Raw genomic sequence first — 14,941 nt, 5'->3', positions numbered from 1 at the left:
TAGCTCGGATTGTCGTCGGTCTCCACGCTGCGCTGCAGCAAAAAATCCGGCTAGGTGCTTGACCACCCCCGCGTCACGTTCGGATAAGCTGTGATTCAAACAGTCATAAGAGCGGCCGTAGGGCCTCACCGGGAGATCCCATGAGCGAAGACCTCGAACGCGAGTCGATGGAATACGACGTCGTCATCGTCGGTGGCGGTCCCGCGGGCCTCTCTGCGGCGATCCGTCTGAAGCAGATGGCCGCCAAGGCCGGGACCGAGATTTCGGTCGCTCTGCTTGAAAAGGGCTCCGAAGTCGGCGCCCACATCCTGTCGGGCGCGGTGATCGACCCCAAGGGCCTGTCCGAACTCTTCCCCAACTGGAAGGAGGAGGGCGCGCCGCTGGAGACGCCGGTCACCAAGGACCGCTTCAAGCTGCTGGGCCCGCAAGGCGAGCTCAGCCTGCCGATGTTCGCCATGCCGCCGTTCATGCACAACCACGGCTGCTACATCGCCTCTCTCGGCAACCTGACCCGCTGGCTGGCCGGCAAGGCCGAGGAGCTGGGCGTCGAGATCTATCCGGGCTTCGCCGCCTCCGACCTCGTCTGGAATGAAGACGGTTCGGTCAAAGGCGTGGTGGTCGGCGTGGTCGGCATCGCCAAGGACGGCGAGAAGAAGCCCGACTATCAGCCGGGCATGGAGTTGCACGGCAAGTATGTCTTCATTGCCGAGGGCGTGCGCGGCTCGCTGGCCAAGCAGCTGATCGCCAAGTTCAAGCTGGACGAAGGCAAGTCGCCGCAGAAGTACGGGATTGGCATCAAGGAACTCTGGCAGGTGCCGCCGGAGAACCATCAGCCGGGCCTGGCGGAGCACACCACAGGCTGGCCGCTCGACGACCAGACAGGCGGCGGCAGCTTCATGTACCACTTCGGGGACAATTACGTGGCCATCGGCTACGTCGTGCACCTGAACTACAAGAACCCCTGGCTCTCGCCGTTCGATGAGTTCCAGCGCTTCAAGCAGCACCCGGCGGTCCGCCCGCACCTGGAAGGCGGCAAGCGCATCGCCTACGGCGCACGCGCGATCACCGAAGGCGGCTATCAGTCGGTGCCGAAGCTGACCTTCCCGGGCGGCGCGCTGATCGGCTGCTCGGCGGGCTTTGTGAACGTGCCGCGCATCAAGGGCAGCCATAACGCCGTAAAGACCGGCATTCTGGCCGCTGAGGCCGCGTTCGAGGCGGTGCAGGCCGGCCGCGCCAGCGACGAGCTGACCGCCTACCAGACCTCCTACGACAAGTCCTGGGTGGCCAAGGAGCTGAAGATCGTCCGCAACGCCAAGCCGCTGCTGGGCAAGTTCGGCACGGCCCTGGGCGGTGCGCTCGGCATGGCCGACATGTGGGTCAATCACCTGACGGGCGGCGCTTTCGGCCTGTTCGGCACGATGAAGCACGAGAAGACAGACGCGGCCTCGACCGGCCTTGCGAAGGACTACAAGCCGATCGTCTATCCGAAGCCCGACGGCGTGATCAGCTTCGACAAGCTCAGCTCGGTGTTCCTGTCGGCGACCAACCATGAGGAAGACCAGCCTGCGCACCTGCGCTTGAAGGATCCTTCGGTGCCGATCCAGGTGAACCTGCCCAAGTACGGCGAGCCGGCGCGCCTCTACTGCCCGGCAGGTGTCTACGAAGTGCTCTACAACGAGCAGGGCCAGGACCCGCGCTTCCAGATCAACGCGCAGAACTGCGTCCACTGCAAAACCTGCGACATCAAAGACCCGTCGCAGAACATCGTCTGGACCACGCCGGAAGGCGGCGGCGGACCGAACTATCCGAACATGTGACGAAGCAGCCTCCCGCCCTTCCGGTCGGGAGGCTTTTTCTTGCGGACCGCCTCGAAACCTCAGAGGGTGGCGGCATGACGCGTCTCAAAGTCCTGCTCGCTTGCGTATCCGTCTCCGCCTTGGCCGCCTGCGCTTCAGCGCCTGGCTCGGTCTCGATGCGCGGCCCTGTCGGGCAGAGCTATGCGCTGTTCGACACGCGCACATCTTACGGTCAGTTTCTGGCGGGGCAGGCGGCGCTGCGCGACGGCAACTCCAAGGACGCGGCGACATATTTCGGTACGGCGGCGGTGCTGGGCGATGACCCTGGCGTCATCGCCGAGCGCTCTTTCACTGCGCTCTTGCTGTCTGGAGAGATCAGTCGCGCCGCAGCCAGCGCGCCGACCGAAGCCGGTGGAACCGAGGCCATCCGGCGCTTGGGCGTCCTGACACGCGTCGTCGAGGCGCTGGCGCTCGGCAAGGGTAAGGAGGCGCAAGCCCTCCTCAAGTCCGATCCTCCCGGCTTCCCCCACCAACAAGCCGTCGCGCTGCTCGGGCCGTGGACCGCCGCTGCCGCTGGCGACAAGGACGGCGCGATCGTCCAGCCTGTGCTGCGTAACGACAAGCTGGTGCAGTACTTCGGTCAGCAAGGTCAGGCGCGCTTGTTCGAACGCGCCAAACGCTATGACGAGGCCGAGACCGACTACAAGGCCCTGACCTCCAACGCCGCGACGGCCAGCATCTTCACGCTGGACTACGGCGCGTTCCTCGAGCGTCGCAAACGCCATGACGATGCGGTCGCGCTGTATGACGCCGCACTTCGCGCCGCGCCTGCCGATACCGGTTTGCAGCGCGCCCGCGCCCGCGCCGCCGCCCGAGGTGCGCCGCCGCCAGCGCCGACGGTTCGCCAGGGCGCCGCGGAGGGTTTGATCGCCTGCGCCGCCACATTCGCGGGCGAGCGGCAAACTCAGTTCGCGCTGGCCTATCTGCGCCTAGCCCTGCGTCTGGATCCTGAACGTGATGAGGCGTGGGTTCTGGTCGGTGATCTGCTGAACCAGGGTGATGATCATCAGGCGGCGATTGAAGCCTATGGTCGGGTGCCGTCAGGCTCCGCGCACTACGCCTCGGCCCAGAGCAAGATTGCCTGGGCCTGGAACGAACTGGGCGATAAGACCAAGGCCCTCGAAGTGGCGCGAGCGGCGACGGTCGCCGCGCCGAATGACCGGGACGCCGCAGTCGCCCTGGCCGATCTCCTGCGGGCCAGCAGCCGCTGGGACGAGTCGGTGGCCGTGCTGGACCCGATCCTTGCGCGGGAGGCGACGACGCCAGACTGGCGGCTGCTCTATCTGCGCGCCGTCGCTCTGGAGCAAGGCGGACGCTGGGCCGAGGCCGAACGCGACCTGCAGGCGGCTCTGAAGGTCAATCCCGATGAACCCGAGCTGTTGAATTTCCTCGGCTATTCCTGGATTGACCGTAATCAGCGCCTTCCTGAGGCCTTGGCCATGGTGGAAAAGGCCGTCGCGGCGCGACCGCAGTCGGGGGCCATGCTGGACTCGCTGGGCTGGGCCTATTTCCGTCTTGGCGACTACAAGACCGCAATTGAAAAGCTGGAGGCCGCCGTCGAGCTCGAACCTGGCGACCCCGACATCAACGGTCACCTGGGGGACGCCTACTGGAAGGCGGGCCGCACGATTGAGGCGCGGTTCCAGTGGCAGCGTGTCCTGAGCCTTGAGCCGACGGACAAGCAGAAAGTCGACTCCGAGGACAAGCTGAAGAACGGTCTAGGTCTCTCTGCGCCGGCGACGACGTCGACGATCGCCCACAACTGAGCTATCGGCTTGAGCCCCTCCAAGCCTTGAGTCACGAGATCATGCGGCTGTCAGCGTTCGCCCCGGCCAAGGTCAATCTGTTCCTGCACGTCGGCGGGCCGGACGTTGAGGGCTATCACCCGATCTCCAGCCTGATGGTCTTCGCCGATATCGGGGATCAGGTGAACATCCAGCCGAGCGATGCGCCGGCGTTCGAGACCTCCGGGCCTTTCGGTCGCGCAATCCCCGATAGCGGCGACAACCTCGTGGTTCGCGCCGCCCAAGTCTTTCATCGGCGGCTGGGCGGGCCCATCCCGCCCTATCGGTTGATCCTCGAAAAGCATTTGCCGATCGCCGCCGGCTTGGGCGGCGGCTCCAGCGACGCCGGCGCGGCGCTGAGGCTGCTCCGCGACGCTCTGGCGCCCACTTTGTCGGACGACGATCTCGAGCCGCTGGCGGCGAGCCTCGGCGCGGACGGCGCGGCCTGTTTCCGTGCGCGCGCCTTGATCGCGGAAGGACGGGGCGAGCAGCTCTCGTCGGCGCCAAGGCTCCCCGAGCTGAACGCGGTGCTGGTCAATCCCGGCGCGCCTTCGCCAACCGGCGCCGTCTATCGGGCCTATGATGCGGGTGTGCATCCCGGCGGCGCCGCGCCGCCGCCCATGCCGGACCATCTGGAGAGCGCCGAAGAGACGGCGGCCTGGCTGGCCGTGGCCACACGCAATGACCTGGAGGCGCCCGCCGTGGCGCTGGAGCCGCGCATCGCCGAAGTCCTGAGCGCGCTGCGTGAGGAACCCGAGAGCCTGCTGGTCCGCATGTCAGGCTCCGGCGCGACCTGTTTCGCGCTTTGCGCCGGAGACATCGAGGCCGAGGGCCTGGCCGAACGCCTGGAGGCGATGCGCCCCGACTGGTGGGTGCGACGTTGCCGCCTGACTTGAGGAGATGACGATGATGAAACGCCGCGACGTCCTGGGGGGCCTCGGCGTCTTCGCCGCTCCGCCAAGCCTGGCTTCGGCGCAGATCCTCAGCTTGCCCGCGACGCCGATCGTGCCCGGCGCCGGTGATGTTCTGGTCCGGCTCGACACCAGCCTGGGTCCCATCATCATCGCCCTGAAGGCTCGTCAGGCTCCGCTGACCGTGGCGAACTTCCTGCGGTATGTGGACGAGAAGCGCTATGACGGGTCGAGCTTCTGGCGCTCGGCCAAGGCACCGAGCGCGGTGGACTATGGCTTGATCCAAGGCGGGCTACAGGGGAATCCACAGAAGCTGCTGCCGCCGATCGCACACGAGCCCACCACCCAGACGGGTCTTCGACATGTCGACGGGACCTTGTCGCTGGCCCGCAAGGGGCCGGGCACCGGCGACAGCGATTTCTTCATCTGCGTGGGCGACGCGCCCTATCTCGACGCCAATCCGGCCGGCGAGGGGGATAACCTTGGCTTCGCCGCGTTCGGTCAGGTGGTGCAGGGCATGGAGATCGTTCGCAAGATCCTGAACCTGCCGACCCCAGGCAAGGCCACCAATCCCATGATGGAAGGCCAGATGCTGGACCCGGTGGTCCCGATCCTCAGCGCGCGCCGCCTCTAGACAGCTGGCGCGGCGAAAAGAAAAGGGCGCGGAGGTTTCCCTCCGCGCCCTTCGACGTTGAGCCTGGCCCCAACCTTAGCTGTGGTAGGCGCGTTCGCCGTGTTCCGAGATATCCAGACCGTCTTCCTCGGCTTCCGGCGCAGCCCGCAGGCCGATCACCAGCTTGATGATGAAGAACACGATGGCCGAGGCCACAGCCGACCACAGTACCGTCACGCCGACGGCCTTGGCTTGGATCAACAGTTGGGCGATCGGCTCGTACGAGGCCAGGGCGTCGCAGGTCGACAGGTCGCCGTCCTTGCCGCAGGTCGTGTAGTCGACGATGCCTGCGCCGCCCCACAGCGGGTTGACGACCAGGCCGGTGCCAAGGGCGCCCACGATGCCGCCGACGCCGTGGATGCCGAAGGCGTCCAGGCTGTCGTCGTACTTCAGGGCGTTCTTCACGATCGAGCAGAAGATGATGCAGATCGGCGAAACGACCAGACCCAGGATCAGGGCGCCCATCGGGCCAGCGAAGCCGGCGGCAGGGGTGACGGCGACGAGGCCGGCAACGATGCCCGAAGCCAGGCCCAGGGCCGACGGCTTCTTGCGGGTGACCCACTCAACGAGGATCCACGACAGACCTGCGCCGGCGGTGGCGATGAAGGTGTTGACCATGGCCAGCGAGGCGTAGCCGTTCGACTCCAGGTTCGAGCCGGCGTTGAAGCCGAACCAGCCCACCCACAGCAGGCCAGCGCCCACCAGGGTCAGGGTCAGCGAGTGCGGCGGCATCGGCTCCTTGCCGTAGCCTTGGCGCTTGCCCAGGATCAGGGCACCGACCAGAGCCGCGATACCGGCGTTGATGTGCACGACAGTGCCGCCGGCGAAGTCCAGAGCGCCGAAGCCCCAGAGCAGGCCCGACTTCACCGGATCCTCAGGCGCCAGCGCGATGGCGTTCGGGCCCGGCCACCACCAGACCATGTGCGCGATCGGATAGTACGACAGCAGCGGCCACAGGATCGCGAAGGCGACGATGGCGGCGAACTTCATGCGCTCGACCAGCGAACCGACCACGAGGGCGGCGGTGATCGCCGCGAAGGTCGCCTGGAAGGCGATGAAGGTCAGTTCCGGGATCACGACGCCCGTGGAGAAGGTCGCCACGTTGCTGGCCGGGGTCACGTCTTTCAGGAAGACGCGGCCCAGGCCGCCGACGAACTTGTCCCAGCTGCCGCCATCAGTGAACGCGAAGCTGTAGCCCCACAGGAACCAGGCGACGAAGCCGATCAGAGCGACGGTCGAAACCTGCATCATGACCGACAGCATGTTCTTGGAGCGCACCAGGCCGCCGTAGAACAGCGCCAGACCCGGCAGGATCATCAGCAGGACGAGCAGGGCGGAGGTGAGCATCCAGGCGTTGTCGCCCTTGTCCATCTTGTCTTCGATGGTCGGGGCGGCGGCCGGGGCCGGAGCGGCTTCCGCAGGCGCGGCGGCGGCGGGCGCCGGTGCGGCCTCGGCGGGCGCGGCGGCGGCGGCTGGCGCAGCCTCCTGAGCGAACGCGGTCGCCCCCAGCGGAGCCCCCGCGATGGTCGCGGCGAGCATAAGCCCCGCCAGCGGTTTGAAGGTGAGTTTCATCGTCGGTATCCCCTTTTCCCGATGCGTTACAGAGCGGCCGAGCCGGTTTCGCCGGTGCGGATGCGGACGGCTTCCTCGACATTGAGGACGAAGACCTTGCCGTCGCCGATCTTGCCGGTGGCGGCTGCGCCCTTGATGGCCTCGACGGCCTTGGCGGCCGAAGCGTCATCGACGACGGCCTCCAGCTTCACCTTCGGCACGAAATTCACCTGGTACTCGGCTCCCCGGTAGATCTCGGTCTGGCCCTTCTGGCGGCCGTAGCCCTTCACTTCAGACACCGTCAGGCCTTCGACGCCGGCCGCGACGAGCGCTTCGCGCACCTCGTCCAGCTTGAAGGGTTTGACGACCGCTATGATCAGTTTCATCCGCCTTGCTCCGGCCCGCCGAGACGCGGGCTTGATTTGCTTGATTGTTCGAAGACGAAATCGCCCCCGTTTGTGATCACCGCCGACGCGGCCCTTGCGCGCTGCATCGTTTCCCCGGCCCGGCCAGGCTATCGGCGACGGTTCCGTGACGGGGCATGCGAGCAAGGTTTTGGAAACGAAATGGGCGCGGCGCCCAAAAAATGGGCTTCAGGGGTCCTTGCTGCGACAGAATTCGGCGTTTTCGGCCCACGGGATGACCGCTGGCGCGCGACGGGCGGGTTCGCCTAGGTTGCGCCTCCCTTCCGACAGACCCGGAGTTCCTGGAAATGCCGCCTATCATCCTGAAGGTCGCGCCGTGGCTGATGCTCGTGGCGTCCAACGTGTTCATGACCTTCGCCTGGTACGGGCATCTGAAGAACAAGAGCATGGCTTTGCCTGTCGCGATCCTGACCAGCTGGATGATCGCCCTTCCGGAATACATGCTGGCCGTTCCCGCCAATCGGCTTGGAAGCACTATGTATTCGACAGCTCAGCTCAAGACCGGGCAAGAGGCGATCACGTTGATCGTATTCACCCTATTCTCGGTTTTCTATCTTGGAGAGCAGATCAAGATGACGACCCTCCTGGGGTTTGCGTTGATCGTCTGTGGCGCAGGGCTCGTGTTCTTTTTCAAGTGAGCTTCACCGCAATCACGTGCCCGTGATCGCGGAACCGACTCTTGGCGTCAGGCGTAGATCGCTCGAACCGAGAGGAGCTCGACCATGATCTCAAAGCGCATTCTGACCGCCGCCGCCGCAGTCGCCTTGATGGCCGGCGCCGCCCAAGCCCAGACCGCCGCGAGCGAAGCACCGGCGCCCGCCGCGCAGGCGCCGGTCGTCGCCAAGGGCGACCTGATCGACACTGTTCAGGCTGCAGGGCAGTTCACTACCTTCCTCAAGGCCGTATCGGCCGTGAACCTGACCAGCGTGCTCAAGACCAACCAGAATCTGACCCTGTTCGCGCCGACCGACGCGGCCTTCGCCGCCCTGCCAGCGGGGACGCTGAACAATCTACTCCTGCCCGAGAACGGGCCTATGCTGCAGAAGGTGCTGACCTATCACCTGATCAACGCCAAGGTGGACTCCAGCAAGATCAAGGGCGCCAAGGGCGACGTGAAGAGCGTCGAGGGCTCGCCTCTGATGCTGGATGGCAGCGGCGCGACCCCGATGGTGGACGGCGCCACGATCATCCAGGCGGATGTCATGGCCACGAACGGCGTGCTGCACGTCGTGGACAAGGTGCTGCTGCCCAAGGACGTGCCGGGGCTGCAAGCCGCCGTATCGGCCTCGGACTCTGGCGCGACGACCAACGTCTCGACCAGCGAACAGATGACGGCGATGGTGCAATCGACCACCGCCACGGACGCGGCGCCGGCGCCCAGCGCGATGGCCGCGCCGGCCGCCGGCGTTGACGCCTCGGCGGTGATGGCCGTCTCTTCGAAGTCGCCTGACGAGCAGGCCACGCTGAAGGCCGGTGACGCCAACGTCGTCTCCAACCCGCCCGTCGCCGACACGCCTGAGAACCGCGCCAAGTACGGCAAGCCGATGTCGAACGCCGGCAAGCGCACGGCGGCCAAGGGCAACTAAGGCCTTTTCCAAGATTTCTTGCTGGTCGCGCGTCGTGCGGCGAAACCGCTCACACTTTCGCCTGACGCGCTCCTGACATCGCTTGAAGCAGCAGTCGGCGGGCCCTATGGTCCGCCGACTTTTTTCTAGGCCTGCTTCAATAGATGTCGCGCGAAAAACCCAAGTCCTTCCAAAGCCTGATCCTGACGCTCCATGACTACTGGAGCCGGCAGGGCTGCGTGATCCTGCAGCCGCATGACGTTGAGGTGGGGGCAGGGACCCTGCACCCCGCGACAGTGCTGCGCGCCCTTGGCCCCAAGGCCTGGAACGCCGCCTACGTGCAGCCCTCGCGCCGTCCGGGCGACGGTCGCTATGGCGAGAACCCTAACCGCCTGCAGCACTATTACCAGTATCAGGTCATCCTGAAGCCGAACCCCGAGAACATGCAGGACCTGTATCTGGGTTCGCTGGAAGCGATCGGCCTGGATTTGCGCACCCACGACATCCGCTTCGTCGAGGACGACTGGGAAAACCCGACCGTCGGCGCCTGGGGCTTGGGCTGGGAAGTCTGGTGCGACGGCATGGAAGTGTCGCAGTACACCTACTTCCAGCAGGTCGGCGGCCTGGATGTGAACCCAGTGGCGGGCGAGCTGACCTATGGCCTGGAGCGCCTGGCCATGTACGTGTTCGGCGTCGACAACGTCTATGACCTGCCGTTCAACGATCCGGACTCGCCGCTCGGCGCGACGACCTATGGCGAGGTGTTCCTGGAGAACGAGCGCCAGCAGTCGGAGGCCAACTTCCACGGCTACGACGTCGCGGTGCTCAAGCAGCAGTTCGAGCAGATGGAAGAGCAGGTGCCGCTGATGCTGGCCCGCTCGTACCAGAACAAGGCCCTGGTGCTGCCCGCCTACGACATGGTCCTCAAGGCCAGCCACCTTTTCAACCTGATGAACGCCCGCGGCGCGATCGCCGTCGCCGAGCGCGCCAGCTACATCGGCCGCATCCGCGACCTTTGTAGGATGTGCGCCAGCGCCTGGGTCGAGCAGCAGGAAGCCGCGTAAAGTCTGATGCCCCAACTTCTCCTCGAACTGTTCTCGGAAGAGATCCCCGCCCGTATGCAGGCCCAGGCCGCCAAGGACCTGGAGCGCATGGCGCGCGAGCACCTGGCCGCCGCCGGCTTCCTGCCCGAGGCGCTGAAGACCTTCGCCGGCCCGCGCCGCCTGACCCTGGTGGCCGAAGGCCTGCCGCTGGCCCAGGCCGACCGCAAGGAAGAGCTGAAGGGCCCCCGCGTCGGGGCCCCGCCGCAAGCCATGGAAGGCTTCCTGCGCAAGGCCGGCCTGACGCAAGACCAACTGGTCGAGCGCGACGGCGTCTACATGGCCTTCATCGAAAAGAAGGGCCGCCCGACCGCTGAGATCATCGCCGAGATGGTCGAGGCCATCGTGCGCAGCTTCCCGTGGCCCAAGTCGATGATCTGGGGCACGAAGAAGCTGCGCTGGGTGCGCCCGCTGAAGCGCATCCTGTGCGTGCTGGACCGCGAGGTCGTGCCGTTCTCGATCGAGGGCATCGAGAGCGGCGACGTCACCGAAGGCCACCGCTTCATGGGTGAGGCCAAGCCCTTCGTCGCCAAGGACTTCGACGAATATGTCGCGGGCCTGGAAAAGCACTTCGTCGTGCTGGACGTTGAGGAGCGCAAGCAGCGCATTCTCGAGGGCTGCAAGACCCTGTGCTTCGCGCGTCATCTCGAATTGGTCGAGGACCAGGGCCTGCTGGAAGAAGTCGCGGGCCTGGCCGAATGGCCGACGCCGGTGCTGGGCGACATGGACCCGGCCTTCCTCAGCCTGCCGCCCGAGGTGATCCGCACCTCGATGCGCACGCACCAGAAGTACTTCGCCGTTCGTAAGGCCGGTGAAGAGGGCCTCGCCCCGCACTTCATCACCATCGCGAACATCCAGGCGGCCGACGGCGGCGCGGTGATTGCGGCCGGCAACGCCAAGGTGCTGTCCTCGCGCCTGTCCGACGCCCGCTTCTTCTGGGACGAGGACGTCAAGGTCGGCTTCGAACCTTGGCTCAAGAAGCTGGACGGCGTGACCTTCCACGCCAAGCTCGGGACGATGGCCCAGCGCGTCGAGCGCATCGTTGCTTTGGCCGGTGAGATCGCCCCGCTGGTCGGCGCGGATGTCGAAAAGACCAAGGAAGCCGCCCGTCTGGCCAAGGCGGATCTGGCCTCGCAGATGGTCGGCGAGTTCCCCGAACTGCAGGGGATCATGGGCGGCTACTACGCCCGGACCTTCGGCTTGGACGGCGAGATCGCCGACGCCGTGCGCGACCACTACAAGCCGCAAGGGCCCTCGGACGCTGTGCCGACCGCGCCGGTCAGCATCGCTGTGGCGCTGGCGGACAAGCTGGACACGCTGGTCGGCTTCTTCGCGATCGACGAGAAGCCGACTGGGTCTAAGGACCCCTATGCGCTGCGTCGCGCGGCGCTGGGTGTGATCCGGATTATTCTGGAGAACGGGCTGCGGGTCTCGCTTGCCAAGTTCGGCAAAGAGGACCTCATAGCCTTCTTCGCCGACCGCCTGAAAGTCACGCTCCGCGACCAGGGCAAGCGCCACGACCTCGTCGACGCGGTCTTCGCCCTCGGCGACGATGACCTCGCGCGCATCGTCGCCCGCGTTGAGGCTCTGGATGGCTTCCTGAAGACCGACGACGGCAAGAACCTGCTGGCCGGCTACAAGCGCGCCTCCAACATCCTCAAGGCCGAGGAGAAGAAGGGCCCGCTGCCGACCGGCGCGCCTGCCGAGCCGGCCGCCGACAGCGCCGCCGAGGTGGGCCTCTACAACGCCCTGCGCCTGCTGGACAAACCGCTGAAGGACGCGCTGGCCAAGGAAGACTTCACCGGCGCCATGACCCAGTTGGCCGAGCTGCGCGGTCCGGTCGACGCCTACCTCGACGGCGTCTTCGTCAACGAGCCCGAGCACCGCGACAACCGCCTGCGCACGCTGGCGGCCGTGCGGGATGCGATGGGCCAGGTGGCGGACTTTGGATTGATCGCGGGGTAACCCAACCCGATCTCCCCGGCGAAGGCCGGGGTCCAGATGCAAGAACGCCCGCGTATCCGAAAGGATCGCGGGCGTTTCTGCGAGGACCTCACAGCCTTACGATCTGGGCCCCGGCCTTCGCCGGGGCGATCGGATATGTTGAACCCTAAGCCCGCACCGCCGCCGCGTTGAACTCGGCCATCCAGTCGGCGACCAGCGGGCGGTCGTCCTGGTCCCACGGGTGGAAGCCCGGGCGGTACCAGGCGAAATAGGTCTTCCAGCCGCGGCGGAAGATGCCTGGATCGCCCCAGACGAAGCGCTTCACCGCCTTCAGCGCCGCCTCGGGCGTATAGCCGTCAGCCTCCAGCAGGCGCGCCGCATAGCGGCTGATGTTGCGGGTGAACATGATGGTCACAAAGACCATCGCCCGGCAGCGGATCATGTAGCGCTTCAGGGGCGACCAGTCCTTGGTCACCTCCAGAAAGACGTCATAGGCCACGGCCTTGTGCTCAGTCTCCTCGACCGCATGCCAGCGCCACAGCTTTTCGATCTCGGGATCGGTGGTGTCGAACAGGTTACGGTGGCGGGCGTGCATCTCGGCCATCATGGCCGTGAAGTGCTCCAGCGCGATGGTCGAGATCAGCATGGCCATCGGCCCGCGCTCGCGGGCCATCTTCACCCGGCCGCGAATGGTCTCCTCAATTTCGGCGACCGGATAGCGCTCGCGGTCGATCAGGCTGTTGAGGTGATGGTGCTCGCGCGAGTGGATGGCCTCCTGGGCGATGAAGCCCTTGGCGTCCTCGGCGAGCTTGCCCGAAAGGCGGTCGCGATAGGCCTTCACCGCATCCATGAACATCCGCTCGCCGTCCGGGAAGGTGAGGGACAGCGCGTTGAAGACGGCGGTGCCGACCGGATCGCCGCCCAGCCAGTGGCCCTTCTGGGCCGAGGCCAGGTCGAAGCGGATGTCGCGCGGGGCGACGGCGAGATCATCGGGGGTGTGCTTGGATTGGGGCGCGGCGGTCATGGGCGTTGTGTCCTGGGCCGAGTTGGGGCTTGGTCAGCCTCCGTTGCTCTTGAGATTTGGTTGTACTGACAAAAATGTCAATAGAGGTCCCGCAATCCCGCGCGCCGCGCGTGCGCCGCTCGCCGGAAGCCGCCCGCGAGAACATTCTGGCGGCCGCCGAGGCGATCCTGGTGGAGCAGGGGCCCCAGGCCTTGAAACTGGCTGACGTGGCCAAGGCGGCCGGCGTGGTCCACGCCAATGTCATCCACCACTTCGGGTCGATCGGGGGCGTCGAGACGGCGCTGATGGAACGGATGATCCGCCAGCTTGCCGACAAGGTGATCGCCGTCATCCAGAGAGACGACTCCTATGTCGGCCTGGGCGCTCAGGCTCTGTTCGACGCCTTCGAGACCAAGGGCGCGGCGCGTCTGGCGGCCTGGCTGGAGATGACCGGCGAGGGCAAGCGGATGACCCTGGTGCGTGATGTCGTCGACGAGATCATCGACACCCGCGTGGCGCGCGAGGCCGTGCCCAACCGCGACGCGGTCGTGGACTTCATCCTGCTGAACATCATCTTGGCGGTGGGAGTGGGCCTCTTCGGCCCGACCCTGAGCGAACTGCTCGGGCGCCCTTCAGGCCGGGCGCGCGAGCTGGCCCAGGCGCTGATCCAGGAGCGGATCGATCAGGTCGTGGCCGCCGCGCGGGGCTAGCCCCGAGCTTTCAAGGCCGGCAGCACGGCGTCGGTCAGCAGCGGCGCCAGACGCCGATCGCCGGGCGCTGTGGGATCGACCCAGGCCAGTTCCTCGATCTCGGCGCGCGGCCCGATCTCACCCGTCACCTCGGCGAGATAGGTCGCCGACTGCACCGTGAAGCCGGCCTCGTTGGCGGCTCGGGCGCTGAAATGGCCGAGCAGGGTCGCCGACACAAGCTCACAACCCAGCTCCTCGCGCAGTTCGCGGGCCAGAGTGGTCAGGTCTTCCTCGCCGGCGTCGCGTTTGCCGCCGGGTTTCATGAAGATGGCCGTTCCACGCTTGCGGACCAGCAGCAGTCGGCCCTCCGCATCGCGGATGACGGCGGTGACGATGTCGAGCACTCGGGTCATGCGGGGCTCTAAGCGCCCAGCTTCTCCGCCGCCCAAGGCGCGAAATAGGTGATGATCCCGGCGGCCCCGGCGCGCTTGAAGGCGGTCAGGCTTTCCAGGATGGCGCGGTCCTTGTCGATCCAGCCGTTCTGCGCGGCGGCCATGATCATCGCGTACTCGCCCGACACCTGGAAGGCGTAGGTGGGCATGCGGAACTCGTCGACGATGCGGCGGACGATGTCGAGATAGGGCATGCCCGGCTTGACCATGACCATGTCGGCGCCCTCGGCGATGTCGAGGGCGACTTCGCGAATGGCTTCCTCGGTGTTGGCCGGGTCCATCTGATAGGTCTTCTTGTCGCCTTGGCCGGCGGACAGCTTGGCCGAGCCAATGGCGTCGCGGTATGGGCCGTAGAAGGCCGAGGCGTACTTGGCCGCGTAGGACATGATCATCACGTCCTGATAGCTGGCGGCTTCCAGCGCCGCGCGCAGCTTGCCGATGCGGCCGTCCATCATGTCGGACGGCGCCAGGATGTCGGCGCCGGCTTCGGCTTGCATCAGGCCCTGTTCGATCAGGCGCTCGATTGTGGCGTCATTGAGGATCTTGCCGCCCTCGACAACGCCGTCGTGGCCGTGGTCGGTGAAGGGGTCCAGCGCCACGTCGCACATGATGCCGACCTCGGGGGCGGCGTCCTTCATGGCCTTAACGGCGCGCGGGATCACGCCGTCCGGATCGGCGGCGATGGAGCCGGCCGCGTCCTTCCGCGAGCCATCGATGTGCGGGAAGATGGCGATGGCCGGGATGCCCAGATCACGGGCGCGGACGGCGGCCTTGGCGGCTTCCTTGACCGACAGGCGCTCCACGCCGGGCATCGAGGCGACCGGGATCACGCCTTCGCCCTCATGCACCACCATCGACCAGATAAGGTCCGAAGGCCGGACCTCGGTCTCACGAACAAGGCGGCGGACCCAGTCGCTCTGGCGCACGCGGCGCAGGCGGGTGTGCGGATAGGGGGCGAGGGGCGGCGTGGTCATGGCGTTGATTTGGA

The 14,941-nt window shown here is 66.4% G+C and carries 14 protein-coding genes; 9 read left to right on the top strand and 5 right to left on the bottom strand.

The window, feature by feature from the left end:
- The first annotated feature begins 140 nt into the window (after positions 1 to 140).
- From J2X45_RS04685 to J2X45_RS04670, 4 genes are all read left to right on the top strand, one after another.
- Positions 141 to 1,817 (top strand): electron transfer flavoprotein-ubiquinone oxidoreductase, encoded by a 1,677-nt coding sequence (locus J2X45_RS04685; protein WP_310211818.1) that lies wholly within the window; start codon positions 141 to 143, stop codon positions 1,815 to 1,817.
- Positions 1,818 to 1,891: 74 nt separating this feature from the next.
- Positions 1,892 to 3,622, top strand: a complete 1,731-nt coding sequence (locus J2X45_RS04680; RefSeq protein ID WP_310211815.1) for a tetratricopeptide repeat protein — start codon at positions 1,892 to 1,894, stop codon at positions 3,620 to 3,622.
- A gap of 41 nt (positions 3,623 to 3,663) precedes the next feature.
- Complete coding sequence (locus J2X45_RS04675; RefSeq protein WP_310211812.1) at positions 3,664 to 4,536, top strand: 4-(cytidine 5'-diphospho)-2-C-methyl-D-erythritol kinase; 873 nt, start codon at positions 3,664 to 3,666, stop codon at positions 4,534 to 4,536.
- A 10-nt stretch (positions 4,537 to 4,546) separates the two neighbouring features.
- Positions 4,547 to 5,185, top strand: coding sequence for a peptidylprolyl isomerase (locus tag J2X45_RS04670; RefSeq protein WP_310211810.1), 639 nt, complete (start codon positions 4,547 to 4,549; stop codon positions 5,183 to 5,185).
- Positions 5,186 to 5,260: 75 nt separating this feature from the next.
- Here J2X45_RS04670 and J2X45_RS04665 read toward each other — a convergent pair whose 3' ends face one another.
- Both J2X45_RS04665 and J2X45_RS04660 read right to left on the bottom strand, forming a co-directional pair.
- Positions 5,261 to 6,796: an ammonium transporter gene (locus J2X45_RS04665; RefSeq protein ID WP_310211808.1), complete on the bottom strand. Its 1,536-nt coding sequence runs from the start codon at positions 6,794 to 6,796 to the stop codon at positions 5,261 to 5,263.
- Between the two features lie 26 nt (positions 6,797 to 6,822).
- Positions 6,823 to 7,161 (bottom strand): P-II family nitrogen regulator, encoded by a 339-nt coding sequence (locus J2X45_RS04660; RefSeq protein WP_010919216.1) that lies wholly within the window; start codon positions 7,159 to 7,161, stop codon positions 6,823 to 6,825.
- A 326-nt stretch (positions 7,162 to 7,487) separates the two neighbouring features.
- Here J2X45_RS04660 and J2X45_RS04655 point away from each other — a divergent pair, with 326 nt between their 5' ends.
- From J2X45_RS04655 to glyS, 4 genes are all read left to right on the top strand, one after another.
- A complete protein-coding gene (locus tag J2X45_RS04655; protein ID WP_310211805.1) occupies positions 7,488 to 7,838 on the top strand; it encodes a DMT family protein in 351 nt (116 codons plus the stop codon).
- Positions 7,839 to 7,922: 84 nt separating this feature from the next.
- Entirely contained in the window at positions 7,923 to 8,786 is an 864-nt protein-coding gene (locus J2X45_RS04650) for a fasciclin domain-containing protein (protein ID WP_310211803.1), read from the top strand.
- Between the two features lie 143 nt (positions 8,787 to 8,929).
- The gene (locus tag J2X45_RS04645; protein ID WP_310211799.1) at positions 8,930 to 9,829 is read left to right on the top strand and encodes a glycine--tRNA ligase subunit alpha; all 900 of its coding nucleotides are present in this window, start codon (positions 8,930 to 8,932) and stop codon (positions 9,827 to 9,829) included.
- A 6-nt stretch (positions 9,830 to 9,835) separates the two neighbouring features.
- Positions 9,836 to 11,830 carry a glycine--tRNA ligase subunit beta gene (gene glyS / locus J2X45_RS04640; RefSeq protein ID WP_310211798.1) on the top strand — a complete coding sequence of 665 codons (1,995 nt, stop codon included), beginning with the start codon at positions 9,836 to 9,838 and terminating at the stop codon, positions 11,828 to 11,830.
- Between the two features lie 145 nt (positions 11,831 to 11,975).
- Here glyS and J2X45_RS04635 read toward each other — a convergent pair whose 3' ends face one another.
- Entirely contained in the window at positions 11,976 to 12,833 is an 858-nt protein-coding gene (locus tag J2X45_RS04635; RefSeq protein WP_310211795.1) for a metal-dependent hydrolase, read from the bottom strand.
- 56 nt (positions 12,834 to 12,889) lie between these two features.
- Here J2X45_RS04635 and J2X45_RS04630 point away from each other — a divergent pair, with 56 nt between their 5' ends.
- Positions 12,890 to 13,522, top strand: a complete 633-nt coding sequence (locus J2X45_RS04630) for a TetR/AcrR family transcriptional regulator (protein ID WP_310211793.1) — start codon at positions 12,890 to 12,892, stop codon at positions 13,520 to 13,522.
- On the opposite strand, the gene J2X45_RS04625 is transcribed toward J2X45_RS04630, so the two are convergent.
- Positions 13,519 to 13,914: an NUDIX domain-containing protein gene (locus tag J2X45_RS04625; protein ID WP_310211790.1), complete on the bottom strand. Its 396-nt coding sequence runs from the start codon at positions 13,912 to 13,914 to the stop codon at positions 13,519 to 13,521. The two genes, J2X45_RS04630 and J2X45_RS04625, sit on opposite strands and share 4 nt — an antisense overlap.
- An 8-nt stretch (positions 13,915 to 13,922) precedes the next feature.
- Entirely contained in the window at positions 13,923 to 14,927 is a 1,005-nt protein-coding gene (gene hemB, locus J2X45_RS04620) for a porphobilinogen synthase (RefSeq protein ID WP_310211787.1), read from the bottom strand.
- Between the last annotated feature and the right edge of the window lie 14 nt (positions 14,928 to 14,941).

The sequence above is a fragment of the Caulobacter sp. BE264 genome, assembly GCF_031457805.1.
Classification (GTDB): Bacteria; Pseudomonadota; Alphaproteobacteria; order Caulobacterales; family Caulobacteraceae; genus Caulobacter.
The sequence above is the reverse complement of the archived record's forward strand: the minus strand, read 5'-3'. Positions and strand labels throughout refer to the sequence as shown.

Excerpts from the sequence above, each read along its gene's own strand:
- J2X45_RS04685 (WP_310211818.1), top strand. The coding sequence starts at position 141 with ATGAGCGAAGACCTCGAACGCGAGTCGATGGAATACGACGTCGTCATC.
- J2X45_RS04680 (WP_310211815.1), top strand. The coding sequence starts at position 1,892 with ATGACGCGTCTCAAAGTCCTGCTCGCTTGCGTATCCGTCTCCGCCTTG.
- J2X45_RS04675 (WP_310211812.1), top strand. The coding sequence starts at position 3,664 with ATGCGGCTGTCAGCGTTCGCCCCGGCCAAGGTCAATCTGTTCCTGCAC.
- J2X45_RS04670 (WP_310211810.1), top strand. The coding sequence starts at position 4,547 with ATGATGAAACGCCGCGACGTCCTGGGGGGCCTCGGCGTCTTCGCCGCT.
- J2X45_RS04665 (WP_310211808.1), bottom strand. The coding sequence starts at position 6,796 with ATGAAACTCACCTTCAAACCGCTGGCGGGGCTTATGCTCGCCGCGACC.
- J2X45_RS04660 (WP_010919216.1), bottom strand. The coding sequence starts at position 7,161 with ATGAAACTGATCATAGCGGTCGTCAAACCCTTCAAGCTGGACGAGGTG.
- J2X45_RS04655 (WP_310211805.1), top strand. The coding sequence starts at position 7,488 with ATGCCGCCTATCATCCTGAAGGTCGCGCCGTGGCTGATGCTCGTGGCG.
- J2X45_RS04650 (WP_310211803.1), top strand. The coding sequence starts at position 7,923 with ATGATCTCAAAGCGCATTCTGACCGCCGCCGCCGCAGTCGCCTTGATG.
- J2X45_RS04645 (WP_310211799.1), top strand. The coding sequence starts at position 8,930 with ATGTCGCGCGAAAAACCCAAGTCCTTCCAAAGCCTGATCCTGACGCTC.
- glyS (WP_310211798.1), top strand. The coding sequence starts at position 9,836 with ATGCCCCAACTTCTCCTCGAACTGTTCTCGGAAGAGATCCCCGCCCGT.
- J2X45_RS04635 (WP_310211795.1), bottom strand. The coding sequence starts at position 12,833 with ATGACCGCCGCGCCCCAATCCAAGCACACCCCCGATGATCTCGCCGTC.
- J2X45_RS04625 (WP_310211790.1), bottom strand. The coding sequence starts at position 13,914 with ATGACCCGAGTGCTCGACATCGTCACCGCCGTCATCCGCGATGCGGAG.
- hemB (WP_310211787.1), bottom strand. The coding sequence starts at position 14,927 with ATGACCACGCCGCCCCTCGCCCCCTATCCGCACACCCGCCTGCGCCGC.